Source organism: Microbacterium sp. zg-Y818, from assembly GCF_030246905.1.
Classification (GTDB): Bacteria; Actinomycetota; Actinomycetes; order Actinomycetales; family Microbacteriaceae; genus Microbacterium.
Map to the genome: position 1 here is coordinate 2,643,745 of NZ_CP126741.1, position 24,424 is coordinate 2,668,168.

At 70.9% G+C, this 24,424-nt stretch carries 23 protein-coding genes; 12 read left to right on the plus strand and 11 right to left on the minus strand.

Features of this window, described 5'->3' with window-relative positions:
* Positions 1–14: 14 nt before the first annotated feature.
* Positions 15–245, plus strand: coding sequence for a hypothetical protein (locus QNO21_RS12530; protein WP_257518176.1), 231 nt, complete (start codon positions 15–17; stop codon positions 243–245).
* 19 nt (positions 246–264) lie between these two features.
* Here QNO21_RS12530 and QNO21_RS12535 read toward each other — a convergent pair whose 3' ends face one another.
* The 4 genes from QNO21_RS12535 to QNO21_RS12550 are packed head-to-tail and all read right to left on the minus strand — an operon-like array spanning position 265 to position 4,106.
* Entirely contained in the window at positions 265–1,023 is a 759-nt protein-coding gene (locus QNO21_RS12535; protein WP_257518177.1) for an iron ABC transporter ATP-binding protein, read from the minus strand.
* The gene (locus tag QNO21_RS12540; RefSeq protein ID WP_257518178.1) at positions 1,020–2,054 is read right to left on the minus strand and encodes an iron chelate uptake ABC transporter family permease subunit; all 1,035 of its coding nucleotides are present in this window, start codon (positions 2,052–2,054) and stop codon (positions 1,020–1,022) included. Before QNO21_RS12540 ends, QNO21_RS12535 begins: the two co-directional genes overlap by 4 nt.
* Positions 2,044–3,060 (minus strand): ABC transporter permease, encoded by a 1,017-nt coding sequence (locus QNO21_RS12545; RefSeq protein WP_257518179.1) that lies wholly within the window; start codon positions 3,058–3,060, stop codon positions 2,044–2,046. Before QNO21_RS12545 ends, QNO21_RS12540 begins: the two co-directional genes overlap by 11 nt.
* Before the next feature lie 26 nt (positions 3,061–3,086).
* Complete coding sequence (locus QNO21_RS12550) at positions 3,087–4,106, minus strand: siderophore ABC transporter substrate-binding protein (protein WP_257518180.1); 1,020 nt, start codon at positions 4,104–4,106, stop codon at positions 3,087–3,089.
* Positions 4,107–4,247: 141 nt separating this feature from the next.
* On the opposite strand from QNO21_RS12550, the gene QNO21_RS12555 reads away from it, so the two are divergent.
* Positions 4,248–5,033, plus strand: coding sequence for a siderophore-interacting protein (locus QNO21_RS12555; protein WP_257518181.1), 786 nt, complete (start codon positions 4,248–4,250; stop codon positions 5,031–5,033).
* A gap of 7 nt (positions 5,034–5,040) precedes the next feature.
* Here the strand turns inward: QNO21_RS12555 and QNO21_RS12560 are convergent, their stop codons facing one another.
* The 3 genes from QNO21_RS12560 to QNO21_RS12570 form a co-directional block, all read right to left on the minus strand.
* Positions 5,041–5,904, minus strand: coding sequence for an aggregation-promoting factor C-terminal-like domain-containing protein (locus QNO21_RS12560; protein ID WP_257518182.1), 864 nt, complete (start codon positions 5,902–5,904; stop codon positions 5,041–5,043).
* A 167-nt stretch (positions 5,905–6,071) separates the two neighbouring features.
* Positions 6,072–6,902, minus strand: a complete 831-nt coding sequence (locus QNO21_RS12565; protein ID WP_257518183.1) for an aldo/keto reductase — start codon at positions 6,900–6,902, stop codon at positions 6,072–6,074.
* A gap of 43 nt (positions 6,903–6,945) precedes the next feature.
* Positions 6,946–7,755, minus strand: coding sequence for a Cof-type HAD-IIB family hydrolase (locus QNO21_RS12570; RefSeq protein WP_257518184.1), 810 nt, complete (start codon positions 7,753–7,755; stop codon positions 6,946–6,948).
* Positions 7,756–7,865: 110 nt separating this feature from the next.
* Here QNO21_RS12570 and QNO21_RS12575 point away from each other — a divergent pair, with 110 nt between their 5' ends.
* From QNO21_RS12575 to pgi, 4 genes are all read left to right on the plus strand, one after another.
* Positions 7,866–9,146, plus strand: a complete 1,281-nt coding sequence (locus tag QNO21_RS12575) for a sensor histidine kinase (protein WP_257515928.1) — start codon at positions 7,866–7,868, stop codon at positions 9,144–9,146.
* Positions 9,134–9,811, plus strand: a complete 678-nt coding sequence (locus QNO21_RS12580; RefSeq protein WP_257515929.1) for a response regulator transcription factor — start codon at positions 9,134–9,136, stop codon at positions 9,809–9,811. The genes QNO21_RS12575 and QNO21_RS12580 overlap by 13 nt, the downstream gene beginning before the upstream one ends.
* 94 nt (positions 9,812–9,905) lie before the next feature.
* Positions 9,906–10,679 carry a DUF4097 family beta strand repeat-containing protein gene (locus tag QNO21_RS12585; RefSeq protein WP_257518185.1) on the plus strand — a complete coding sequence of 258 codons (774 nt, stop codon included), beginning with the start codon at positions 9,906–9,908 and terminating at the stop codon, positions 10,677–10,679.
* Positions 10,680–10,778: 99 nt separating this feature from the next.
* The gene (pgi, locus tag QNO21_RS12590) at positions 10,779–12,461 is read left to right on the plus strand and encodes a glucose-6-phosphate isomerase (RefSeq protein ID WP_257518186.1); all 1,683 of its coding nucleotides are present in this window, start codon (positions 10,779–10,781) and stop codon (positions 12,459–12,461) included.
* Positions 12,462–12,525: 64 nt separating this feature from the next.
* Here the strand turns inward: pgi and QNO21_RS12595 are convergent, their stop codons facing one another.
* On the minus strand, positions 12,526–14,640 hold the full coding sequence (locus QNO21_RS12595) for a S9 family peptidase (RefSeq protein WP_257518187.1): 2,115 nt from the start codon (positions 14,638–14,640) through the stop codon (positions 12,526–12,528).
* A 149-nt stretch (positions 14,641–14,789) separates the two neighbouring features.
* On the opposite strand from QNO21_RS12595, the gene QNO21_RS12600 reads away from it, so the two are divergent.
* Positions 14,790–15,488, plus strand: a complete 699-nt coding sequence (locus QNO21_RS12600; protein ID WP_257518188.1) for a DsbA family protein — start codon at positions 14,790–14,792, stop codon at positions 15,486–15,488.
* Positions 15,489–15,515: 27 nt separating this feature from the next.
* Here QNO21_RS12600 and QNO21_RS12605 read toward each other — a convergent pair whose 3' ends face one another.
* Positions 15,516–16,097, minus strand: coding sequence for a winged helix-turn-helix domain-containing protein (locus QNO21_RS12605; protein ID WP_257516820.1), 582 nt, complete (start codon positions 16,095–16,097; stop codon positions 15,516–15,518).
* A gap of 85 nt (positions 16,098–16,182) precedes the next feature.
* Between QNO21_RS12605 and QNO21_RS12610 the strand changes: the two genes are divergently transcribed.
* Positions 16,183–17,505: an MFS transporter gene (locus QNO21_RS12610; RefSeq protein ID WP_257518189.1), complete on the plus strand. Its 1,323-nt coding sequence runs from the start codon at positions 16,183–16,185 to the stop codon at positions 17,503–17,505.
* Positions 17,506–17,540: 35 nt separating this feature from the next.
* Here the strand turns inward: QNO21_RS12610 and QNO21_RS12615 are convergent, their stop codons facing one another.
* Positions 17,541–19,559: a glucose PTS transporter subunit IIA gene (locus QNO21_RS12615; protein WP_257518190.1), complete on the minus strand. Its 2,019-nt coding sequence runs from the start codon at positions 19,557–19,559 to the stop codon at positions 17,541–17,543.
* Between the two features lie 190 nt (positions 19,560–19,749).
* Here QNO21_RS12615 and QNO21_RS12620 point away from each other — a divergent pair, with 190 nt between their 5' ends.
* Genes QNO21_RS12620 through QNO21_RS12630 form a run of 3 tightly spaced genes read left to right on the plus strand, consistent with a single transcriptional unit; the run spans position 19,750 to position 22,211 of the window.
* Entirely contained in the window at positions 19,750–20,490 is a 741-nt protein-coding gene (locus QNO21_RS12620; RefSeq protein WP_257518191.1) for an ABC transporter ATP-binding protein, read from the plus strand.
* Entirely contained in the window at positions 20,487–21,869 is a 1,383-nt protein-coding gene (locus QNO21_RS12625) for an FtsX-like permease family protein (RefSeq protein ID WP_257518192.1), read from the plus strand. The genes QNO21_RS12620 and QNO21_RS12625 overlap by 4 nt, the downstream gene beginning before the upstream one ends.
* A gap of 30 nt (positions 21,870–21,899) precedes the next feature.
* On the plus strand, positions 21,900–22,211 hold the full coding sequence (locus tag QNO21_RS12630) for a hypothetical protein (RefSeq protein ID WP_257518193.1): 312 nt from the start codon (positions 21,900–21,902) through the stop codon (positions 22,209–22,211).
* A gap of 67 nt (positions 22,212–22,278) precedes the next feature.
* Here QNO21_RS12630 and QNO21_RS12635 read toward each other — a convergent pair whose 3' ends face one another.
* Positions 22,279–22,626 (minus strand): hypothetical protein, encoded by a 348-nt coding sequence (locus QNO21_RS12635; protein WP_257518194.1) that lies wholly within the window; start codon positions 22,624–22,626, stop codon positions 22,279–22,281.
* A gap of 179 nt (positions 22,627–22,805) precedes the next feature.
* Here QNO21_RS12635 and QNO21_RS12640 point away from each other — a divergent pair, with 179 nt between their 5' ends.
* Complete coding sequence (locus QNO21_RS12640) at positions 22,806–24,290, plus strand: lipase maturation factor family protein (protein WP_257518195.1); 1,485 nt, start codon at positions 22,806–22,808, stop codon at positions 24,288–24,290.
* Positions 24,291–24,424: the final 134 nt, after the last annotated feature.

Consider the following 24,424-nt stretch of genomic DNA (forward strand, 5'->3'; position numbering starts at 1 on the left):
CGTAGGCTGTCGGCATGACCGACCCTCGCAGTGAGTCCGGCTGGCCCCGCGGCCGCACCGGATGGATCGCGGGCAGCGCGATGCTGCTCGTGCTCGGCGTGCTGTTCGGCATGGTGATGAGCAACGTCTGGCTCGGAGTGGTGCTGGCCGGTGCCGTCTCGATCGGCTGGCTCATCGCGTACGAGTCGTGGCGCGGCCGCAGCACCGGCATCTACGACCGCGACGACGACGGCGCGCAGCTGTGAGCGACGCCCTCGGCACCGGTCAGCTGTAATACAGCGCGACTGGACGGCCGTCGATCTCGCGCACGTCCACCGGCGTCTCGTACACCTCGCCCAGCACCTCGGGCCGCATGATCTCGGCGACCGGGGCGTCGGCGACGACCCGACCGTCGCGCATCGCCACGATGCGGTCGGAGTAGGTCGCGGCGAAGTTGATGTCGTGCAGCACGACCACCACGACCTTGCCGAGTTCGTCGGCCATGCGGCGCACGAGCTTCATGATCTCGGTCATATGCCGCACGTCGAGGTTGTTGAGGGGTTCGTCCAGCAGCACGTACTTGGTGTCCTGCGCGAGCACCATCGCGATGAAGGCGCGCTGGCGCTGCCCGCCTGACAGCTCGTCGAGGAACCTGGTGCGAAAGGCGTCGAGATCGAGGTACGCGATCGCGCGGTCGATGTGCTCGCGGTCCTCTACCGTCAGGCGCCCCTTGGAGTGGGGGAAGCGCCCGAACTCCACGAGATCCTGCACGGTCAGGCGCGCGGCGATGTGGTTGTCCTGCCGCAGCACCGCGAGGGTCTTCGCCAATTCCGCCGACGAGGCGGTGCGCACATCCATCCCGTCGACGGTGACGGTGCCGGCATCCGCAGCGATGAGCCGCCCGACCAGCCCGAACAGCGTCGACTTGCCGGCGCCGTTGGGGCCGATGAGCGCCGTGACGCCCTCCGCGCCGAGGGTGATCGACACGTCGTCGAGCACGGTCTGCCGGTTGTAGCGCTTGGTGACGCCGTCGAGCACGATCATCGCGCCCCCTTTCGCAGCACGAGGTAGAGGAAGAAGAGTCCGCCGGCGAACTCGATCACGATCGACAGGCTCGCGCCGAAGGCGAAGACGCGCTCGAGCAGCAGCTGCCCGCCCACGAGGCACAGCACGCCCAGCAGAGAGGCGACCGGGAGGGTCCACCGGTGACGGAACGTCCCGGCGTACGAGTACGCGAGGTTCGCGACGATGAGTCCGAAGAACAGGATCGGGCCGACGAGGGCGGTGGATGCCGCGACCATCACCGAGACGATCGCGAAGAGAGCCATGATGACCCGCTTGTGGTTGACGCCCAGTCCGACGGCGGCAGGCTCCCCCAGGGTGAGCACGTCGAGGGTGTTCAGGAGAGGGACGACGGCGAGGCACCCGAGCGCGACGAGGATGCCGGTGAGCAGCAGCAGCGTCTCGTCGGGCCGCGTCAGCGACGCGAAGGCGGTGTCGGTGAGCACCTGGAAGTCGAGCGGGTCCAGCATCCGCTGCATCCACTCGGTGAAGCTGCGGAAGAACGTGCCCAGCACGATGCCGACCAGCAGCATCAGGTGGATCGAGCGGCGCTTGCCGCCGAAGAGCCAGGTGAAGAGGAACACGCTGAAGGCGACCATGACGGCGACCTGCACGAGCCACAGCACGACGGGATCGGTCCGCAGGAACGCGGTGGACCCGAGCGTGAAGACGATGACCGTGGAGATCAGCATGTAGAACGCGTCGAAGCCCATGATCGAGGGCGTCAGGATGCGGTTCTGGGTGATGGTGTGGAAGACGACCGTGGATACGCCCACCGCTACTGCGACGACGACCATCGCCACGACGCTGGCGCTGCGGATCTTCAGCGCGAAGGCGAGAGAGCCGGGGACCCCGGTGAAGAGGTACAGGGCGGTGAGCACGACGACGACGACGACGAGCGCGGCCAGGCGCACGCCGGGGCGTGCGCACGCCGACGCGGCGCGGGTGAGGATGCCGCGACCGCTGTGCGCGGAGGTCGCGTCACGGTGCCGCGGAGCGAGATCAGTGCGCACGGCTGCCCTTCCGCAGGAGAAGCCAGAGGAAGAGAGCCGCCCCGATGACGCCGACGATGACCGACAGCGGGATCTCGTAGGGGAAGCGGATGACCCGGGCGAGGATGTCGCATGCGATCACGAACAGGGCGCCGAGGCCTGCGACCCACGGGATCGAGCGGCGGACGTTGTCGCCGATGATGAGGCTGACGATGTTGGGGACGACGAGCCCCAGGAACGGGATCATGCCGGCTGTGACGAGCACCGCCGCGGTGATGACGGCGACGACGACCATGCCGATGCCGATCACGCGCCGGTAGTCGAGCCCCAGGTTCGTGGCGAAGTCCTCGCCCAGGCCGATGACGCTGAACCGGTCGGCGGCGATCCAGGCCACGACCACCATGACACCGGCGACCCAGACGTACTCGTAGCGCCCCGCCATGATGGTGGCGAAGCTGCCCTGCGCCCACTGCGACAGCGACTGCAGAAGATCCAGGCGGTAGGCGAAGAAGGTCGTCACGGCGCCGACGATGCCGCCGAGCATGATGCCCACGAGCGGCACCAGCACGAGCTGACGCACGGGCACGGCGCGGATCACGCGCATGAACACCCAGGTGCCGAAGAGCCCGAAGAGCGCGGCGATGCCCATCTTTCCCATCATCGCCATGCCGGGCCACAAGACGATCGCGAAGAGCATGCCGAGCGTTGCGAACTCGGTGACCCCGGTCGTCCCTGGCTCGACGAACTTGTTGCGCACCAGCATCTGCAGGATGAGCCCGGCGATGCCGAGGGACGCGCCCACGAGCAGCACCGCGACAGTCCGCGGGATGCGACTGGCGGCCAGCAGGAACGCCGCCGTGCCGTCGGCGCCCCCCTCGAGCACGGTCGCCGGCGACACGTCGGAGACGCCGATGAACAGGCTCGCGACGGTCAGCACGACGAGGGCGACGCCGATGAGCGCCCCCACCCACGTCCGCCGGGGGCGGGTGGGGGCGGGGGCGCTCGTCGCGGACAGTGTTGCGGTCACCGCACGGGATCCTTTGGGTCAGATCCTCAGTCGGCGATCTGCAGCACGTCGTCGATCATGATCTGCGTGGTCTGGATTCCACCGAAGACGATGTACCAGGCGGTGGGGTCGAGGTAGACGATCTGGTCGTTCTGGAAGGCCGTGGTCTGCTTGACGATGTCGTTGTCGAGCACCGTCGCTGCCGCCTGGGCACCCTCGGCGCTGGTCGCGGCGTCGCGGTCGACGACCCACAGGAAGTCGGGGTCGTGCTCGAGCAGGAACTCGAACGACACCGGCTCGCCGTGCGTGGCACCCTTGACGTCCTCGACCGCCGGCTCGACGCCGAAGACGTCGTAGATGAGTCCGCCGCGGGCGTTGCGGCCGGTGGCGTCACCCTCGGAGGGCGCCATCGCGTTGAGGCGGCCGCCGGAGACCATCAGCCCCAGGCCGGTGCCGGCCTCGGCCGTGATCGCCCGGGCCTCGGCGATGCCGTCCTCGAGCTGCGCAAGCGCCTCGGCTGCCTCGTCCTCGGCACCCAGCACCTCGCCGAGGAACGTGGTGTTGCGCTCGAGGGTCTCCTGGAACGACCCCGCGATGCTGAGATCGACCGTCGGCGCGATCTCGTTGAGGTCTTCGAACAGTCCGGCGGAGCGGCCACCGATGACGATCAGGTCGGGCTGCTGCGCCTCGATCGCGACCAGGTCCGCCTCGAAGAGGGTGCCGGCGTTGAACGCGTCGTCGGCGAGGTGGCCCTGCAGGTAGTCGGGCACCGAGTCCAGCGGAGCACCCGCAACCTCGCCGCCGAGCGCGCCGATCGTGTCGAGGCTCGCCATGTCGAACACGACGATGGTCTCGGGGTTCTTCGGAACCTCGACGGTCGTCGGCTCGTACGCGGGTTCCTCGTCCTCACCGGCGGTGTTGCGGTCCCACGAGAACGTCACCGTCCCCGCTTCGTCGGCCGCCGGGGCGTCGGCCGCGGCCTCGTCCGATCCGTTGGCGCAGCCTGTGAGAGCCACGGCTGTGACGAGGGCGAGGGATGCCGCGATCAGGGGGCGGGTCGTGCTCATGCGTGTGTCATCTCCTGGGAGCGACGGGCACCGGGCGCGACGCAGCAGACGGCGGCGCTCCCGACGTCGACGTCGATGGGGGGCGGATGGCGTCCCGGCGCGATCTCTCGTTCGGGACCTTGGATAGGCTAGCCTAACCTCATGACGACGTCGACTCCGGTGAGCTCTTTCCGCATTGGACGCCAGCGCCTCGACCTGCGGTTCCGCACGGCGAGACTGGTCGCCCGGACGTGGCTCACCTCCACCTACGTCCGGATCCGGCTGGAGGGCCCAGACCTGATCGGATTCGACTCGCCGGGATCGGACGACCACATCAGGGTGTTCTTCCCCGACGCTGCTCCCACCTCTGTGGAGGAGCTGCGCGCAGCCCCGAACCGCGAGTACACGCCGCTGGCGTGGGACGGCGACGGTGGGTGGCTCGAGATCGAGTTCGCCGTGCACGACGGCGGCGTCGCGGCGCAGTGGGCGGCACGGGCCCCCCTCGGTTCCGTCGCCGGCGTCGGCGGTCCGCGCGGCTCGATGCTGATCGAGGGCACACCGGGCGCCTGGTTCCTCGCCGGAGACGAGACGTCGGTGCCCGCGATGCGCCGGTTCGCGAGCACCATGGATGCCGCCGCCGTTGGCCGCATCCTGGTCGAGGTCGTCGACGCCGACCACGAGCTGCCGATCGACGCTCCCCCGGGTGTCGTCGTGGAGCAACTGCACCGTGGCACAGACGTCCCCGGCAGCGCGCTGGCCGGGCGCCTCGACGCGCTCGGCGCCGACGACCGCCCGGCGGGCGACGTGTTCGCGTTCGTCGCGGCGGAGCAGGCGATCGTCAAGCCCGCTCGCGCGTTGCTGCAGGAACGTTGGGCGCTGCCCGCCGACACCTTCGTGGCGAAGGGCTACTGGAAGCGCGGCGAGAGCGAGTACCACGCGCCCCACTGAGCGCGCATCAGTACCAGTCGGTCGCCTGCGAGTGCGCCCACGCCGCACAGGGCGTGCCGTACGCACGGGAGATGTAATCCAGCCCCCACCGGATCTGGGTGGTGGCATTCGTCTGCCAATCCGGGCCGGCCGCGGCCATCTTGTCTGCGGGGAGGGACTGCGGAATGCCGGTGGCGCCACTGGACGGGTTCACCGCCTGGTAGTTCCAGTCCGACTCCTTCTGCCAGAGCGAGTTCAGGCACTGGAACTGGTCGGCACCCCAGCCGTACTGCGTCGCCGCCAGGTGTGCGGCGGTCGCCCTGGCCCCTTCGGGCGTGTTCGCCGCGGCGAGCGCCGCCGCCGCTTCGGCCTCAGCCTGTGCCGCCGCTGCGGCGGCCTCGGCCTCGGCCTTCTGCTGCAGAGCGAGGTCGAATCGGGCGCGCAGATCGGCGGTTTCAGCCTCTACATCGTCGGTGTGCGCCTCGACATCGTCGACGACGTCGATCTCGCGCAGCAGCTCCACACCCTCGGCGCCCGCGAGCTCCTCAAGAGTGTCCTGCAGGTCGACCGTGTCGACCTCGGCATCACCGCCGACGTCCAGCCCCGACTGCGCCACCTCCGCGGTGAGCGCCTCGCCGGCGGCCAGCGCCGCGTGCGCGGCATCCACCGTCGCCTGCGCGTCGTCGGCCACCTCCTGCAGGGCGGGGGCGACCGCGGTGTCCGAGGCGAACGGCAGCTCGGCCGCGACGGCGGCAGCGCCGGAGGTGAGGAATCCCCCGAGCAGCACTCCGGCGCCCACCGCCAGAGTTGCGGTGACCCGGCCGCGGTGGCGGCGGGTGGACTGTGCGCGCAGGGCGCGGCGGGAGGACGGGACGACGTGATCAGAGTGCATGAGAACGCGCGGGAGTTCGGGTCCGCCGGCGCGGCGGCGACGGGCGCCCTCGGGTTGGGCGCGTGTTCCACCCTCGCCCCTCCGTCTGGACGTCGCCCCGACTGCGCCTCAGAGCGACGTGGGAACCCGCAGTGTGATCAGTCCGAACGACCGAGGGGGCTGGCGCGTCACATCTCCTCGTGCGTGTCGGGGTCGCCGTCCCAGAGCCGCCCGCGCTCCAGCCCGCTGAGGAGTGCGATCTCGTCGTCGGTCAGCGCGAATCCGAAGACGTCCGCGTTCTCGCGCTGACGCTCGGCGCTCGCGGACTTGGGGATCGGGGTCGAGCCCAGCTGGGTGTGCCACCGCAGCACCGCCTGCGTCGGGGTGACCCCGTGAGCCGCGGCGATCTCGGCGAGCACCGGCTCGGCCAGCAGCTCGCTGCGCCGTGCCAGGGGACTCCAGCTCTCGGTGCGGATGCCGCGTGATTCGTGGAACGCCCGCAGCTCGGACTGCGGGAAGTAGGGGTGAAGCTCGACCTGGTTGACAGCCGGCACGACGCCCGTCTCCTCGACGAGCCGCTCGAGCATCGCCCGGGTGAAGTTCGACACCCCGATGCTGCGCACCGTCCCCCGCTCCCGCAGCTCGATCATCGCCCGCCAGCTGTCGACGTACTCGTCGACCGAGGGGTTGGGCCAGTGGATCAGGTAGAGGTCGATGCGGTCCAGGCCCAGGCGGTCCAGCGAACCGGCGGCGCTGACGAGGGTCTTCTCGTAGCCGTGGTCACGGCCAGGGAGCTTGGTGGTCACGATGAGCTCGTCGCGGATGCCGCTGCGCCGCACCGCCTCACCGACCTCGGCCTCGTTCTGGTAGTTCACCGCCGAGTCGAGCAGCCGGTAGCCGCTGTCGATCGCCGCGACCATCGCCTCGACGCCGTCGTCGCCGCGCAGGTTGTAGGTGCCGAGCCCGAGCTCGGGAAAGTCCGTGCCGTCGTTGAGGGAGACCGTGGGAATCGTGATCATGCGCCCACGCTACGCCCCGGCATCCGTCACGGGGCCGGCGTGGTCAGCCCAGCAGCGCCTCGATCGTCGTGATGACGCCGTACTCGGCGTTGGAGGGCGCGCGGTGGCGTGCCACGGCGACGACGTCGGGGTGCGCGTCGGCCATGGCGTAGGACCAGTCCGCCGCCTGCAGCAGCTCGATGTCGTTGAGGTAGTCGCCGAACGCGGCCGTCTGGGCGGGGGTGATCCCCAGAGCCCGCTGCAGGTTCCGCAGCGCGACGCCCTTGTTCACCCCGGCGTTCATGATGTCGACCCAGTGCTGGCCGGAGACGACCACCTGGTGGGTGCGGCGCAGGTCGTCGAACGCGGGCGCGGTGTGGGCCTCGCCGCCGTCGTGGTCGTAGATCGCGAGCTTCAGCACCTGGTCCTGCTGCGCGAGCACGTCGTCGACGACGCTCAGCCGGGCGTAGTACTTGTCCACCTCGGCGAGGAAACGCCGGTCGGTGTCCTCGATGTACGCCGACTCCTTGCCGCACACGACCACGCCGGCGTGAAGCGCCCCCTCGGCGACGAGTCGGCGCAGTCGCTCGATCACGCCGCGCACGAACTGCGGGTCCAGCGCGTCCGAGCTCACCTCGACGCCGTCGCGCACGACGTAGGCGCCGTTCTCGGCGATGTAGTCGAGGTCGCGCCCCGCCTCACCGAACGACCGCTGCAGGGTCGCCAGCTGTCTGCCGCTGGCCGGCGCGAACGCGATGCCGCGCTCGCGCAGACGGTCAAGCAACGGCCAGAGTCCTGCGGGCACGTGGCCGGCGGGGTCGAGCAGGGTGCCGTCCATGTCGACGGCGATGAGGCGGATATCGGGGACGGTCACGCCTCCATGTTCTCAGGCGCCGGGCACGCGCCGGTTCTTCGGGATACCCCGAAGGAAAGACTCCGGATGCCGGGGCGGCGGCGGCCGCAGCCTCGTCCTACCTTGGAGCCATGACCTCTTCCGCCGCCCTCCTCGCCCCGGCCCCGACGCAGGCGGCGCCCCGCCCCACGGCGCTGCGCCTGCTCGGCGCCCTCGCCCAGCTGGCCGCCATGTCCCTCGCCGGCACAGCACTGTTCACGATGCTCGCTGTGCTGCTGAGCCTGGGACTCGGGCTGCTGCTCGTGCTGGGCATCGGCGCGCTCTTCCTCATCGCCTTCGTGTACGTCCTCTACGCCACCGCGTGGCTGGAGTACGCCCGCGCCGACGGGCTCTACGACTACGGCCTGCCGGCGCTGCGCACCCGGCGCATGACCCGCCCCGGCTTCGGCGGCTGGCTGCGCATGCTGTGGCAGCAGTTCACCGACGGTCCCATGTGGCGCGGCGTCGCCGGGGCCGCGATCGCGACGCTGCTCGGCTCGGCCGTCATCTGGCTGGCCTCGACGGTCGCCACCGGCGTGGGGCTGCTGCTCTCCCCGCTGTTCGGCGCCGAGGAGATCCCCTCCCCCTGGTTCGGGCTCGTGCTCGAGCCGGGCTGGGCGGCGGTCCTGGGCGGGGCCGCCGTGCTGGTCAGCGCCGCGCTGCTGTTCGGCATCGCCCTGCTGGACGGCGTACTCACCCGAGCCATCCTCGTGCCCTCCCGCGAGGCCGTGCTCGCCCAGCAGGCCGCCACCTCCGATGTGCAGCGCGCCGGCGCCGTGCGCGCCAGCGAAGTGGAGCGCACCCGCATCGAACGCGACCTCCACGACGGCGTGCAGCCGCGGCTCGTCTCGGTCGGCATGACGCTGGGCCTCGCCCAGCAGAAGATCGACAGCGACCCGGATGCCGCGCGCGAGCTCATCGCCGAGGCGCACACCTCCACGAAGGCCGCGATCACCGAGTTGCGCCAGCTGGCGCGCGGCATCCATGCCTCCGTGCTCGACGACCGCGGGCTCGACGCCGCGCTCTCGGCCCTCGCCGCCCGGTCGCACGTTCCCGTGCACCTGGACGTGCGAGTCGAGGGCCGCTGCACCCGCGAGGCCGAGGCGGCCGTGTACTTCGCCATCGCCGAGTCGCTCACCAACGCGGCCAAACACTCCCACGCGGGCGAATGCCGCGTCGTGGTGCGCCGCCGCGACGACGGGACGTTGTGGGCCCGCGTCGAGGACAACGGCACCGGCGGGGCCCGCGTGATCCCCGGCGGAGGCCTCGACGGCATCCACAACCGCATCATCGCCGCCCGCGGGACCGTGCGCCTGGACAGCCCCGTCGGGGGACCGACCTCTCTGGAAGTGAGCGTGCCGTGCGCATCCTGATCTGCGAAGACTCCGCGCTGCTGCGCGAAGGGCTCGTGCGCCTGCTCGAAGACGCCGGCCACAGCGTGGTCGCCGCCCTCCCCGACGCCCACGACCTGCAGGCCGTGGTCGCCCAGACCGCTCCGGACCTGTGCATCCTCGATGTGCGGCTGCCTCCCACGTTCACCGACGAGGGCATCCGCGCGGCCCTCGTGCTGCGGGCGGAGCACCCGCACCTCCCGGTGCTGGTGCTCAGCCAGTACGTCGAGGAGCGGTACGCGTCGGAGCTGATCGCCGGGCGCGGCGGGGCTCTGGGCTACCTGCTCAAGGACCGGGTCGCCGATGTCGGCGACTTCGTCGAGACCGTCGCCCAAATCGGCGCAGGCGCCACCGTCTTCGATCCCGAGGTGGTCTCGCAGCTGCTGGCGCGCCGCGCCCGCGACGACCGCATGGCCCGCCTGACCGACCGGGAGCGCACCGTGCTCGCCCTCATCGCCGAAGGAAAGTCCAACCAGGCGATCGCGCGCACGCTGCACGTCAGTGAGGCGAGCGTGGAGAAGTACATCACCTCCCTCTTCCAGAAACTCGACCTCGAGCAGGACGAATCCGGCAACCGACGGGTGCTGGCAGCGCTCGCACATCTCGAGCACGGCGGCGACCTGCCGCAGACAGGAGCATCACGATGAGCACGACACTCACTCCCCCCACCCCCCCACGGGGCCGCAGCCCTCCCCCGTCATCCCACCGCCGGTACCCCCGCGCAGCTCGGCGGGCCGCGTCGTGGCCATCATCGCCATCGTCGTGGGTGCGGTCATCATCATCGGCGCGGTCGCCACCGGCGTCATCGGCTCGATCGTGCGGGCGGCCGGCACCACCGACGATCGCATCGTCGTGGATGCCACAGGGGTCGACTCTCTCGATGTCGACGTGGCCGCGGGCGATGTGCGGGTGCTCTTCACCGACACCGACGAGGCGGTGCTCGATGTGACCGCGGCGGCCGGCGGTGGGCAGTGGACCCTCGACCGTGACGGCGATGAGCTGGTCGTGCGCTCACCGGACCGCTGGTTCGGCGGCTGGTGGTTCTACGACGGTCCCACGCGGGTCGTGCTGGAGCTGCCCGAGAGCCTGCAGGGCGCCGCGCTCGATGCGACGCTCACCCTGTCGGCGGGATCGCTCGACGTCGACGGCGAGTTCGGCGCGCTCGAACTCGAGGTCAATGCCGGGGAACTCACCCTGGCAGGTGCCGCTGCCGAGGTCGACGTGAGCGTCAACGCCGGCCGCGCCGACCTGGAGATCGCCGATGTGGCCACGGCCGACCTCGATGTCAGCGCCGGTGGACTGAAGGCGGTGTTCACCGGCGACGCGCCCGACGACGTCGCGATCGACGTCAGCGCCGGGTCGCTCGACCTCGCGGTGCCGAGCGGTGCCTACCGCGTCGCCTCCGACGTGTCGGCGGGGGGCCTCGACAACCGTCTCGAGACGTCGACGCAGGCCTCGCGGCTCATCACGGTCACCGTGTCGGCCGGCGACGTCACCCTGCGCTCGGGGCGCTGATCCCCCGAAGGGCCGGCCGGACCCCCTCCGACCGGCCCTTCACGCTGCGCGCGGGCCACCGCGTGGACGGGTGCCCGCGGGCAGGTCTAGCGTTGAGGTGTGACTGCCCCGATCGATGCCACCTCCACACCCGCCTGGAACGAACTCACCGCCCTGAGCGAGGACTTCGCCCCCGATCTGCGCGGGTGGTTCGCCGACGATCCGCGCCGAGCCGAGCGGCTGAGCCTGCCGCTGGCGGACCTGCACGTCGACTTGTCGAAGAACCTCGTCACCGACGAGATCCTCGCCGCCCTCGTGCGACTGGCCCAGCAGACCGGCGTCGCCGAGCGCTACGCCGCGATGCTGGCCGGCGAGCACATCAACACCACCGAGGACCGCGCCGTGCTGCACACGGCGCTGCGCCGTCCCGCCGGCGCCTCCCCCGCACTCATCGTCGACGGGCAGAACGTCGACCACGACGTGCACGAGGTGCTGGATGCCGTGAGCGCCTTCGCCGACCGGGTGCGCTCGGGCGACTGGCTGGGAGTGACCGGCAAGAAGGTGAAGACGATCGTCAACATCGGCATCGGCGGCTCGGATCTCGGCCCGGTCATGGTGTCCGAAGCCCTGGCACCCTACGCCGACGCCGGCATCCGCGCCCGGTTCGTGTCGAACATCGACCCCACCGACATCGCCCAGAAGACCGCCGATCTCGATCCCGAGACGACGCTGTTCATCGTGGCATCCAAGACGTTCACGACGCTCGAGACCCTCACCAACGCCCGCCTCGCGCGGGAGTGGCTGTGGCGGAGCCTGGAACAGGCGGGCGCGATCGACGGCTCGGATGCCGCCCGCAACGATGCCGTGGCCCACCACTTCGTTGCCGTCTCGACAGCGCTCGACAAGGTGGCTGCGTTCGGCATCGACCCCACGAACGCCTTCGGGTTCTGGGACTGGGTGGGCGGCCGGTACTCCGTCGACTCCGCGATCGGGCTGTCGCTGGCGATCGAGCTGGGACCCGACGTCTTCCGGGAGATGCTCGCGGGCTTCCACGACGTCGACGAACACGTGCGCACGACGCCGCTCGAGCGCAACGTGCCGGTGCTCATGGGGCTGCTGAACGTCTGGTATTCGAACTTCCTCGGCTCGCAGTCCCACGCGGTACTGCCCTACGCGCAGCAGCTGCACCGGTTCGCGGCGTACCTGCAGCAGCTCACGATGGAATCGAACGGCAAGTCGGTGCGCTGGGACGGAACGCCCGTCACCACCGACACCGGCGAGGTGTTCTGGGGCGAGCCCGGGACGAACGGGCAGCACGCGTTCTACCAGCTGATCCACCAGGGGACGCGCCTGATCCCGGCGGACTTCATCGCCTTCGTCAACCCCGCCTACCCGCTCACCGACGACGGCCGTGACGTGCACGGGCTCTTCCTGGCGAACTTCCTGGCGCAGACGAAGGCGCTCGCGTTCGGCAAGACGGCCGCCGAGGTCGAGGCCGAGGGGACCACGGGGCCGCTCGTGGCGGCGCGCACCTTCCCCGGCAACCGGCCGACCACGTCGATCTTCGCGCCCGCGCTCACCCCGCGTGTGCTGGGTCAGCTCATCGCCCTGTACGAGCACATCACGTTCACCCAGGGCGTGATCTGGGGCATCAACTCGTTCGACCAGTGGGGTGTGGAGCTCGGCAAGCAGCTGGCCACCCAGATCGCACCGGCTATCGAGGGAGACGCCGACGCGCTCGCGGCGCAGGATGCCTCGACCCGCGGCCTCCTGGAGTACTACCGGGCCCACCGCGAGTTCTGAGGCCACCGGGTCCTCTGCGACGACCGAACGTCACCGCCGGACCGCGGGCGGTGCACCCCGCGGGTCAGCCGAGCCCGGCGGGCCGGGTCGGCTCCTCCCCGAGCAGGTGCTCGCCGAGGAACGCGAACACCGTCTCGTACCAGACCACCGCGTGCTGGGGCTTGAGCACCCAGTGGTTCTCGTCGGGGAAGTACAGGAACCGGTGCACCGTGGAACCGTCCGGACCGCCGTGGTGCTCCATGAGCTCGGCCCACAGCCGCAGGCTCTCCCCGATCGGCACGCGGTAGTCGCGGTCGCCGTGGATGACCAGCAGCGGCGTGCGGATGTCGGCGACGGCGCGGTGCGGCGAGTTCTCGAGCATCGCCTCCGGGGTGAAGATGCTCTGCCAGTAGCCGGCGTGGTCGGTCGTGCCGGCGAACTGGTCCAGCGCCCACAGGCTCGCGTGCGTCACGATCGCCCGGAACCGGTCGGTGTGCCCCGCGACCCAGTTGGCCATGTACCCGCCGAACGACCCGCCCATGGCGGCCGTGCGGGTCTCGTCGATGTCGGGTCGCGCCTCGGCGGCATCCGTGATCGCCATCAGGTCGGTGAAGGGCGCCGCACCCCAGCTGTTCCAGCCGCGGGCGATGAAGTCCAGCCCGTAGCCGGTCGACAGCGCCGGGTCGGGCAGCAGTACGGCGTAACCCCGGGCGACGGCGAGGTTCGGGTTCCAGCGCCAGCTCCACGCGTTCCAGCTGTTCAGCGGTCCGCCGTGGATCCACAGCAGCAGTGGCGCCGGCTTCTCGGCTGACGCACCCTCGGGCAGCAGCAGCCAGCCGCGCACGCGCGCGCCGTCGGCCGCGATCGTGTCGACCTCGGTGATCGTGCCGGGCACCTCGGGCACCGCCGCAGGGGTGGCGAGCTCGGTGACGGCGCCGTCGCGCGCGATGCGCACCGGGTGAGGCGCGGTGACCCACGACGAGCGCAGGCCGACGAGGTCACCGGTGCCGCGGTCGACGTGCACGTGGGTGTACGTGAAGTCGTCGTGGGTGAGCTGCTGCACGTCGCCGTCGTCCAGGCCGATGCGGAAGATCGGCCCGCGCCCGTCGGAGTCGGCGGTGACGATCAGCGCCCGGTCGTCGTGATCGAACTGGATGCCGCTGGGCCACCGGTCCCACTCGGCGGCGATGCGGCGCGGCGAGGAGCCGTCGACACCGCTGAGCCACAGCTCCTGCTCGGTGGGGCCGGCGGGCGTCGACTTCACCGCGCGCACGTAGGCGAGCGTGCGTCCGTCGTGGCTGATCGCGGGCCCGCTGATGTCCACGCCGGGCTCGTCGCGCAGCACCGTGTGCTCGCCGGTGGCGACGTCGATCGACACCAGGCGGTAGCGGCCGTCGAGGCCCGTGGGCACGAGCAGCGCGGCGACGAGCGTCGTGCCGTCGGGCGTGAGCGCTGCGCCGGCGTTCTCACCGGTGCGGCCCGGGCGCGGGGTGAGGTCGCGCGGGCGCGGCAGGGTCGCCGGGTAGGGCTCAGGCCGGTCGGCATCCGCGGCGGAAGCGCCGGCGCCGGCGGCATCCGCGCCCGCCGACTCTTCGTCGATCACGGCGGCCACGGTGTCGACGAGGCCGTCGAGGTCGAGCGAGAGCAGGTGCGGCTCGGCTGGACCGAGGTCGTGGTCCCAGTGCCGCACCGGGTAGGTGTCGTGCAGGATCGCCGACACCTTGCGCTTCGTGCGCTCGGCGCGCAGTCTCGCGTCATCTTCGAGCGTGTCGGCCGAGGGCATCAGATCTGCGGCGAGCACCAGCCGCTCGGCGGCTTCGGCCACCGCGGCGATGCCGGAGACGCCGCCTGACAGCCGGGTCACCGGGCGGGCCTCCCCGCCCTCTGCGGGAAGCAGCCACAGCTGACCCGCCTCCTCCGGGTCGGCGGCCTCGGTGTCAGGTCGCGCGGAGACGAACAGCAGGTCGCCACTGGGCAGGAACGCCGCGCCCGCCTCGCCCTTGGCCGAACGCGTGAGTCGACGCGGGGCACCCTCGCCGCGCGTCGGAACCTGCCAGAGCGAGCGCTCGTAGCCCGTGGCATCCTTCGTCGGCGTCGCGACGGTCAGCACGGCACGCCCGCCGTCGGGCGAGAGCGTCAGACCCTCGGTGCGGGCGAGGGCGATGTAGTCGTCAAGGGAGAGGAACGGCGTCGTCGGCATGCCCTCCACGCTATCGTCGCCCGGCCGAACACCGGCCGCGACCACCCTTCGTAGATTCCCCACATGTGGTCTGACCACAGTGGGTGGGGTGGTCGTAGACGATCCACGACCGATGTGCACGAGCCCCGACGACGAGGTACCAAAGAAGGATGAACCGTGAGCGACTCCTTCCCGTCACCGTGGTCGCGGCCGCGCTGGTCGCACTCACGGGATGCACTGCAGCAGACCCCGACACCACCGTCGACGCGAGCACCGCACCGATCCCGGCAGCATCGTCGCTGACAGACCCCGCCGAGGGCATCGTCGTCGGCGACGGCCCGGTCACGGTGGAGCTGTGGACCGACCTCTCCTGCCCGTACTGCGCCGTGCTCGAAGAGACCACGGGTGACGACCTCGAGGCCTGGGTGGCCGACGGCACGATCACGCTGTCGCTGCACCCGATGAACTACGTCAGCGAGAAGCGCGGAGACACCACCGACTACTCCACCCGCGGGGCGAACATCCTCGCGCTCGCCGCAGAGGCGGGCGAGAGCGATGCCGTGCTGCCGCTGTACGCGCTGCTGCAGGAGAACCAGGTGGATGCCGACGGCGCCCCGAGCGACGCCGACCTGCTGGCCTACGCCACCGAAGCGGGGATTGCGGCGGACCTCACCGGCGGCGTCGAGGGCCTGACCATGGCCGACTGGGTGCAGGCGAGCAACGACCACTGGATCGGCGAGGTCGTCGGCTCCGACACCCCCGTCGACCACGTCCCGCTCCTCGTCGTCGACGGGAAGACGTTCGAGATCCGTGGCGACGGATCGGATGCCGCGCGCCTGCGCGACGCGGTGGAAGCCGCCGCGGGCTGACCACCACACCTGTCGCGGCGGGGCGACTCAGATCGTGTCGTCTGCCGCGATGATGTCGAGTTCCCAGACGCGCGCATCGGCGGCGGTCGTGTCGTGCGCCTCGCGCGCCTGCTCGATCGCCGTGCTGATCCGCTCCAGCAGGTCGACGAACTCCTGCTCGCTCAGGCGGAGCATGGTGCGCGCGAACGTACCATGCACCCCGGCGCTGCGGCCGGCGGTGTACTCCGGCGCCCAGCCGACCACGCGGCGCAGCATGTCGGTGTGCTCCTGGGCCAGCGCGGCGAGCAGGGTGCCGCCGAGCGCTTCGTCCTCGACGGGATGATCGGGGCTGCCGAGGTCGAAACTGCCCTTCACGGCCGTCCAGACACGATCGCGACGGTCGCGCGCCTGCTCGGGCGCCTCTACGACGAGCCCCGCATCGGCGAGCGACCGCAGGTGGAAGCTGACGCTGTTCGCCGGCTCGTCCAAGTCGGCGGCGATATCGGCGGCCCGCGCGTAGTCGCGCGCCGCGAGAACCTTCATGATGCGCCGCCGCAGCGGATGCGACATCGCCTTGAGCATCGCGGAGGTCATCACCGCGCCGCGCGCTGTCCCGCCGTCGTCGACCATGGATCGAGTGTATCCAGGCCAGTTGGGCACGAGTTATTGCGCATGTAATGTTGCGCAATGTTCGTTGCGCATCTATTCTGGCCGCATGACCACGACGTCCGCAGCCCGCCACAGCCTCTGGCGCAACCGCCGCTACCTGATCTGGCTCGCCAGCGACACGAGCAAGGGGTTGGCCGACGCGCTGTTCGCCTTCGCGCTGCCGCTGCTCACCCTGATCGTCACCGACGACCCCGCCCAGGCCGGGATCGTCGGCGCGGTCGGCGGCACAGTGCTCGCGGTCACGACGCTGTACGGCGGGGTGCTCGCCGACCGGCATCCGCGCATCGCACTGATGATCCTCGGCGCCACGCTCGGCGTGGTGCTGTCGCTGGCGTTCACCGTGCTCGCGTTCGGCGGGTCGCTCACGTTCGCCACCCTGCTGGTGCTCACGCTTCTGCTCGGCGCCCGCGGGGGCCTCTTCGACGTGGCCGGCGAGAGCGCGATCAAGCAGATCGTCCCGGACACCGCCATGGGGCGCGCGCAGGCGGCGAATCAGGCTCGGGATGCCGCACTGCAACTGGCCGGCGGGCCGCTCGGCGGAGCACTGCTGGCCGTCGGCGGATGGCTGATCGGCGCCGTCATGATGCTCGCCCACCTGATCGCCGCGATCACGGCCTGGATGCTGCGCCACACGCGGCCCGTCGCGCATCCCTCCCCCGCGGCGGCCACCGACGCCGTTGTGGAGGCCGCGCCCGCCACCACGGCACAGAAGAAGACGAGCGCCGTCGGCGAGATGCGCACCGCCTTCGCGTGGCTCTTCGCCCGCGAGGATCTGCGCGCGGTCCTCTTCATCTCCACGATCATCAACCTCGGATTCAACGCGGGCCTCACGACCGTGCTGTATGCGATGCAGCAGGCTGGACACTCCCCTGCCGTCATCGGCTGGCTGTCCGCCGGGGCCGGCGTGGCGATGCTGGTGGGGGCGGTGGCCGCGCCCACCCTCGTTCCCCGCGTGCGGGCCGGCGTGCTCGCGATCGCCGGGCTCACCGTCGCGACCGCCGGCGTGGCGGTGCTGTCTCAGCTGGAATCGGTGTGGGCGATCGTCGGCGTCCTCGCCGCGTCTGTCCTGTTGCTGCCGGCGCTCAACGCCGCGCTGATGGGCTACTCCATGGTCGCGGTACCGAGCGAGCTGCTGGGCCGGGTGAACAGCGCGAGCACGGTGCTGGCGATCGGCGCGATGCCACTGGCACCCCTGATCGCGGGATTCGGCCTCACCTGGGCCGGCCGCGAGGGCACGCTGCTCTTCTGCGCCGCACTGTGCGCGGTGGCGACGGCCATGGCGCTCGCGAGCCGCGGCCTGCGGGCGCTGCCCACCGAGTCGGGCTGGGCTGGACACGCCGCACTGTTCGAAACGCCTCGCGCGCGGTGAAGAGTGCGGGGCGGCCCGCCCGACCCGACAGGCGCCTAGGTCGTGGCGTTCGCCTTCGTCTCGATGACGAGCAGCGGCGCGCCCGCCGTCGTCGGACCGAGCGCCATGGGGTCGACCGTTTCGAACTGATCTGCGTTGAGAACGATCACCGGGGTGATGAGCGGGTAGCCGGCCTTCTCGATCACGGACCGGTCGAACGTCACCAGCGGTGTGCCGAGCTCGATGCGCTGGCCGTTCGAGACCTTCACGTCGAACCCCTCGCCCTTGAGGTTCACGGTGTCGATGCCGACGTGGATGAGCAATTCGATGCCGCCGTCGAGCACCAGCCCGAAGGCATGCCCGGTGGTCTGCGCGACGGCGACCACGCCCTCGCCGGGGGCATACACGGTGTCGCCGGTGGGTTCGATCGCGACACCGGGGCCCATGGTCCCGCCTGCGAAGACCGGATCGGGCACCTGCGACAGCGCCACCACCGTCCCATCCATCGGCGACATGATCTCCAGCGCCGCCGCCACCTCGGGCGCGTTCCCGGCGTCGATCACCACTGGACCGACCGGCGCAGTGCCGGCGGGAGCGGTCGCCGCCTGCGTCGCCTGCGTCCCGGCCGGCTCCTTCGGCTTGTAGCCGGAGAGCATCACGAGGGTCATCGAGGTGATGAACGCGGCCGCCACCGCGATGCCGTACAGCGCCAGCGGCTGGAAGGCGGGGATGGTCAGCAGCGAGGTGAAGACGAACGCCTCGGTGCGCACCCCCCCGCCGATGCCGATGATGAGTCCACCCACGAAGCAGCCCACGAGCATGCGCGGATAGATCCGCTTGAAGCGCAGATGGATGCCATACAGCGACGGTTCCGAGATGCCGCCGAGAAGGCCGGCGGCGAGGGCACCGGTCGCGGTCTGCTTCATCACCTGGTCGCGCTCGCGCCACGCCAGCACCAGCACGGCCGCCGTCGCCCCGAAGCAGGCGAAGTTCCAGGCGCCCATCGGGCCCTGGATGAAGTCGTATCCGAGCGTCTGGATGTTCAGCAGCATGATCGCGTTGACCGGCCAGTGAAGTCCCAGCGGCACCATGAACGGGTAGGCCAGCGGAATGACGATGGCGAAGATCAGCGGCGAGAAGTTGTTGATCGAGCTGAGCAGGTTCGCCAGCCCCGCACCGGCGTAGACGCCGATGGGTCCGATCAGGAAGGCCGTCAGCGGGATCATCACCAGCATCGCCAGGAACGGCACGAAGATGAGGTGCAGGTTGTCGGGGATGATCTTCTTCAGCCCCTTCCACAACGGCCCGAGAACGGCGGCCATCAGCAGCGGCGGGAACACCTGCGAGTTGTAGTCGAAGATGGTCAGCGGGATGCCGAAGACCGGCACCGTGGTGATCTCCGAGCCGAGGAAGACGATCTGCTGCGCGGTGGCATCCTGCCCGAGCGCCAGGAATCCCGGCAGCATCACCACCGCCATGATCGCGAAGCCGACCCAGGGGTCGGCGCCGATCTTCTGCGAGGCGTTGTAGGCCACCATGAGCGGCAGGAAGACGAACACGCACTGCCACATCAGGTTGATGAACGCCCACGAGGGCTCCAGCACGACGCCCGGCGCGTTCCACGACGGGATCACTCCGAGGGTGGCCATCAGCGCCATGAAGGTGATGAACAGCGAGGCGCCGAGCAAGGCGCCGAGGATCGGTCGGAACGAGTCCGACAGGAATTCGAACAGCGAGTCGAGCCAGGCGACCTTGCCGCGCGGACCCTTCGCGCGCTCCCGCGCCTTGATGGCGGCGGCGTCGTCGACGTCGCCTTCCGCGTCGCCCTTCATGGTGGGCAGCGCCATGATGTCGTTGTAGACCGTCTGCACGCCGCCGCCGATGACGACCTGGAAGCGGTCGCCCGCCTGCGGCACGGCACCCATGACGCCGGGAACCGCCTCGACCGCCGACTTGTCGACGAGGTCACCGTCGCGCAGTTGGAACCGTAGGCGCGTCGCGCAGTGGGTGAGGCTCTCGATGTTCCCGGGACCGCCGACCAACTCGACGATCTCGGCTGCGGGGCTGTCGGACATGGGAACCGCTCCCTTCTCGCCGGATGTTCGCGCTGATCCGGAACGATCTGCGCGGCACCCGGGGCCGTCGCGGGCGACTCTACGCCTGCCATTCGGAGCGGTCGAGGGGTTCCGAGGATCATCCCAGCGAAGGAGCCGCATACCTCGCAGGGCCGACGACGGGGCGCCCGCCGCCGCGAAGACTGGCATCGTGAACAACACTTCCCACGACTTTGCCCTGGCCGCCACCGGTCTCATCAAGCGCTACGGCGATCTCACCGCGCTCGCCGGCGTCGACGTCACCATCGGACGCGGCCAGTCCGTCGCCGTGATGGGCGCCTCCGGTTCCGGCAAGACCACCCTGCTGCACTGCCTCGCCGCCATCCTCGCCCCCGACGCCGGTTCGGTGCGGCTCGCCACCACCGACGGCGCGCCGGTCGAGCTGGTCGGGATGAGCGAGGACCAGCGCTCGGAGGTGCGTCGCACGCGCGTGGGGTTCGTCTTCCAGGAGCACCTGCTGCTGCCCGAGCTCACCGCACTCGAGAACGCCGCTCTGCCGCTGCTCGTCACCGGCGTGGGGCGCCGGGCGGCCGAGACGCACGCCGCCGGGTGGCTGGCATCGTTGGGGCTCGCCGGCATGGAGGACCGCCGCATCGGCCAGCTCTCCGGTGGCCAGGCCCAGCGCGTCGCGATCGCGCGCGCCCAGGTGACCGGCGCGCCCATCGTCTTCGCTGACGAGCCCACCGGCGCACTGGACTCCGCCACCTCGACCGAGGTGATGAGCGCCCTTCTGCACGCCACCACCGGGCAGGGACGGAGCCTCGTGGTGGTCACACACGATGCCGATGTCGCAGCGCGCTGCGACCGCGTGCTGCACATGCGCGACGGCCGCGTCGTCGGCGAGACCGCCGGCGCCGCGGCTCGGCCCGCCTCGAACGGAGCAGCGCGATGACCGCCGGCACCACCGCGCCGAACGTACTCGCGGCCCTGCCACGCGCTACGGCAGGCTCCGCCCGCCGCATCGTCACCCTCACCACGCTGCTCTCGCGACCGTCCCGCCAGGGGCGCGCAGCCCTGCTGCTGCCGGTGGTCGCCTTCGCCGTGACGACCGCTCTGCTGCTGGTCGTCGTCGGCGGCACGGTCATGTTCCACACCGACCCGCGCGTGGCCGGCGACCCCGTCTATCCGATGCTGAGCATGTTGGCCCTCGTGCTGCTGGCCGTGCCGGTGTTCACGCTCGGCGCCGCCGCTGCGCGCCTGTCGAGCCGTCGGCGAAACGACCGCCTGGCCACCCTGCGGCTGCTGGGGGCGACCAGCGCCGAGGTCTCGGCGATGACCGTGGCCGAGGCCGCGCTCACGGCACTGGCCGGTGCGCTCGGGGGCGTGGTGCTCTACCTCGTGCTGCTGCCACTGGTGGGGCTCCTGCCGTTCTTCGGCGGCCCCGTGGGCATCGCCGCGGTGTGGGCGGGTCTGCCCGCGATCTTCTGGGCCGTCGTCGCAGTGACCGCGCTGGCGACCACGAGCGCGGCGCTGAGCCTTCGCGCCGTGCGCCTGGGCCCCCTCGGGGTGCGGCGCAGGACGAATGCCGCACCGCGGCGCACCGTCTTGCTGGTGGTGGGGCTGGTCATGCTCGTGGCGCTCATCGCCGTGGCGGGGAGCATGGGCTCGCTCGCCGACACCCTCGGCATCATGATCCTCATCGGAATGTTCGCCGGTGCCATGGGTCTGGTGAACCTCATCGGTGCGCCGCTGGTGGCCCTGACCGGACGCATCATGGCAAGGCGCGCCACCTCGGCGGCGAGCCTCATCGCCGGTCGCGAGCTGGCCGCCCACGCACCGCAGGCATGGCGTCGGGTCTCGGGCATCGCGATGATCGCGTTCATCGCCGTCGTCGCCGGCGGCGGGATGGGGCTGCTCGAGACCGTCGGTGAGAACGAGCAGGGCACGTTGCTGTCCGACATCCGCGTCGGCGTGCTGGTGACCCTCGGGGCCGCGTTCGTGCTGCTCGCCTGCTCGGTGGGGGTGACCCAGGCGGCATCCGTGCTCGAGGACCGCGAGCTCATCGTGGGACTCGACCGGCTGGGCATGCCCGAGCAGCAGCTGCGCCGCTCGCGCACCCTCACCGTCTCGGTGCCCCTGCGCTGGGCGGCGCTGGGAGGCGCGGCCGTGGGGACGGCGCTCTGCCTGCCGATCGTGGGAATGACCGGCATCGTCGCGCCGGTTCCGATCCTCGTGGTGGTCCTCACCTTCGTCGCGGGCTTCGCCGCGGTGAGCCTCGCGATGGCCGCCACCGAGCCGCTCTCACGCGCGGTGCGCCGCAGCGCGGCGTGAGGCGCCGGGCCGACGTGGTTCGATGAGAGCATGACCGAATCCCCCGTGTCGATCTCGCTCACGCTCGACGGCGTCACCGAGCTGTCGTCGCAGACCCTGCAGGCCCTGTACCGGATCAACGGTCGGTCAACGGTCGAGATGCGGCGGGCCGCGGCATCCGCAGAACCCCTCTACACCTGCAAACTGTTCGGCAGCGACCACATCCACGTCGCACCGCGACTGGAGAAGACGGCCGCGTTCCTGCTCGAGCACGGCGTGCCCTTCCGGGTGCATGAGCTGGCCGACGGCGAGCGCACCGAGATCTCGCTCGAGGTGATGCAGAGCATCCTCGGCGAAGCCTGACCGAAGACCACACGAACGACGGCGCCGGTCCCCTGCGGGGGAACCGGCGCCGTTTGTCGCGTGAGGACTAAACGTCCTCGGGTGCGAGGTCGCCCTCGCCGTCCTCGCCGAGCTCGGCGATCACCGGGTCCTCGCCCTGCGTCTCGGGCTGCAGCCCGCTGGCCGAGCCCATCTGGCCGCCCACGGCAGCTGCCGCCCCCGGACCGGGGTCGCCAAAGCGCTCGTCGGCCTCGGCGGCCGTGCCCTCGCCGTCGCCCACGCCTCCGTCGAAGCGGTCGTCGGGCTCCGAGACCACCTCGTCGGCGGACTGCGTCGCGTCGTCGAGCTGCTGGGAGTATTCGCCGCCGGAGAGCGTGTCGGTCTCTTCGGTGCTCGTGCTGCCGCCCTGCACCTTCTCCTCGTCACGGTTGTCCATGGTGACTCCTCTCCTCGTGCGGGTGCGGGATGCCGCTGCGCCCCGCCCTGCGATGGTGCCGCATGCGGCGCGCCGGTTTCCTGCGGTTCCCTCTTCGGCGACGGCGCGCTATCCTCACGCGGGCCCGCCCGCCCCGCAACCCCTTCCGACCGCGATCCACCCGGTCGTAGCGTCGGGTCATGCAGGGTTTCGCGGCGGTGGATTTCGAACTCGCCCGGCAGGTGCTGCAACGGGGCATCGCCGCCATGTACTTCGTCGCCTTCCTGTCGTCGCTCAACCAGTTCCGCGCGCTGCTCGGCGAGCGGGGGCTGCTGCCGGCGCCCGACCTGCTGCGCTGGGTGGCCGCCTCGCCCCGGCGCGCACGCATGGTGGGACCGACGCTCTTCCGGCGCGTGCCCTACACCGACCGCCGCCTCGCCGTCCTGTGCGTCGCGGGCCTGATCGTGAGCGCAGCGCTCGTGGCCGGGATCCCCCAGCTCGCACCTCCCTGGGTGCCGATGGCGTGCTTCCTGCTGCTGTGGCTCGGCTATATGTCGGTGGTGAGCATCGGCCAGACGTTCTACGGGTTCGGGTGGGAGATGCTGCTGCTCGAGGCCGGGTTCCTCGCGGCGTTCCTCGGTTCGAACGACCAGCCCCCGCCGACGGTGGTGATCGTGCTCTTCTGGTGGTTGCTGTTCCGGCTGGAGTTCGGTGCCGGCATGATCAAGATCCGCGGCGGGCGCGAGTGGCGCGACCTCACTGCCCTGATGTACCACCACGAGACGCAGCCGATGCCGGGGCCGCTCAGCCGGCAGGCGCACCTGCTCCCCCGGTGGTTCCACAAGCTCGAGGTGGTGGGGAACCACTTCTCACAGCTGGTGGTGCCGTGGTTCCTCTTCGCTCCGCTCCTGGGACTATGGATTCCGGGTCCGGTGCCGGCCGTCATCGGCACGGTCGCCGGCGCCGTCGTCATCGCGACGCAGCTGTGGCTCGTCCTCACCGGCAACTTCGCATGGCTCAACTGGGCGACGATCGTGCTGGGGTTCTCGGCGGTGTCCCTGCCGGGCTGGGGCGCGGACGTGGCATCCGACCCGCCCTGGATCATCGACGGGCTGCCCCTGTACTGGCTGGTGGTCACGTGCGCCGTGGGCGTGCTCTACGTCGTGATCAGCTGGCCGGCGCTGCGCAACCTCCTCGCCCACCGGCAGCTGATGAACGCGAGCTTCAACCGATGGCAGCTCGCCAATGCATACGGGGCGTTCGGCACCGTGACCAAGACGCGCGTCGAGTACGTCATCGAAGCGACGATGGATGCCGATCCGGGCGAGGCCACCTGGCACGAGTACGAGTTCAAGGGCAAGCCCGGCAACGTGCGGCGCATCCCCCGCCAGTACGCGCCCTATCACCTGCGGCTCGACTGGCTGATGTGGTTCCTCCCTCTCGGCAGGTCGCTCGAGGACTGGTTCACGGTGCTGCTGGTGCGACTGCTCGAAGCGGATGCCGCAACGCTCAAGATGCTGCGGCGTGCGCCGTTCGGCAGCGAGCGCCCGACGTGGGTGCGCGTGGTGTCGTACCGCTACCGGTTCGCCACGCACGCCGAGTACCGCCGCGATCGGGTGCGCTGGGTGCGCGATCGCCGCCAGGTGCTCGTGCGTCCACTGTCACTGTCGGCGCTGTCGCGCTGACGCCTCGGCGGTCTCTGTCGGGGCGGGCCTGCAGGGGTGAGGGTGGCGGGGTCGGCGGGGGCCGTTGCCGGGCGCGCGGGCGGCTCCCCGGAACAGGTGGACTCCCCTGAACAGGACGAATTCGGCCGAACCGT

Coding starts and splice junctions, on each gene's coding strand:
- QNO21_RS12530 (WP_257518176.1), top strand. CDS start 15: ATGACCGACCCTCGCAGTGAGTCCGGCTGGCCCCGCGGCCGCACCGGA.
- QNO21_RS12535 (WP_257518177.1), bottom strand. CDS start 1,023: ATGATCGTGCTCGACGGCGTCACCAAGCGCTACAACCGGCAGACCGTG.
- QNO21_RS12550 (WP_257518180.1), bottom strand. CDS start 4,106: ATGAGCACGACCCGCCCCCTGATCGCGGCATCCCTCGCCCTCGTCACA.
- QNO21_RS12555 (WP_257518181.1), top strand. CDS start 4,248: ATGACGACGTCGACTCCGGTGAGCTCTTTCCGCATTGGACGCCAGCGC.
- QNO21_RS12560 (WP_257518182.1), bottom strand. CDS start 5,904: ATGCACTCTGATCACGTCGTCCCGTCCTCCCGCCGCGCCCTGCGCGCA.
- QNO21_RS12565 (WP_257518183.1), bottom strand. CDS start 6,902: ATGATCACGATTCCCACGGTCTCCCTCAACGACGGCACGGACTTTCCC.
- QNO21_RS12575 (WP_257515928.1), top strand. CDS start 7,866: ATGACCTCTTCCGCCGCCCTCCTCGCCCCGGCCCCGACGCAGGCGGCG.
- QNO21_RS12595 (WP_257518187.1), bottom strand. CDS start 14,640: ATGCCGACGACGCCGTTCCTCTCCCTTGACGACTACATCGCCCTCGCC.
- QNO21_RS12600 (WP_257518188.1), top strand. CDS start 14,790: ATGAACCGTGAGCGACTCCTTCCCGTCACCGTGGTCGCGGCCGCGCTG.
- QNO21_RS12605 (WP_257516820.1), bottom strand. CDS start 16,097: ATGGTCGACGACGGCGGGACAGCGCGCGGCGCGGTGATGACCTCCGCG.
- QNO21_RS12610 (WP_257518189.1), top strand. CDS start 16,183: ATGACCACGACGTCCGCAGCCCGCCACAGCCTCTGGCGCAACCGCCGC.
- QNO21_RS12615 (WP_257518190.1), bottom strand. CDS start 19,559: ATGTCCGACAGCCCCGCAGCCGAGATCGTCGAGTTGGTCGGCGGTCCC.
- QNO21_RS12625 (WP_257518192.1), top strand. CDS start 20,487: ATGACCGCCGGCACCACCGCGCCGAACGTACTCGCGGCCCTGCCACGC.
- QNO21_RS12630 (WP_257518193.1), top strand. CDS start 21,900: ATGACCGAATCCCCCGTGTCGATCTCGCTCACGCTCGACGGCGTCACC.
- QNO21_RS12635 (WP_257518194.1), bottom strand. CDS start 22,626: ATGGACAACCGTGACGAGGAGAAGGTGCAGGGCGGCAGCACGAGCACC.
- QNO21_RS12640 (WP_257518195.1), top strand. CDS start 22,806: ATGCAGGGTTTCGCGGCGGTGGATTTCGAACTCGCCCGGCAGGTGCTG.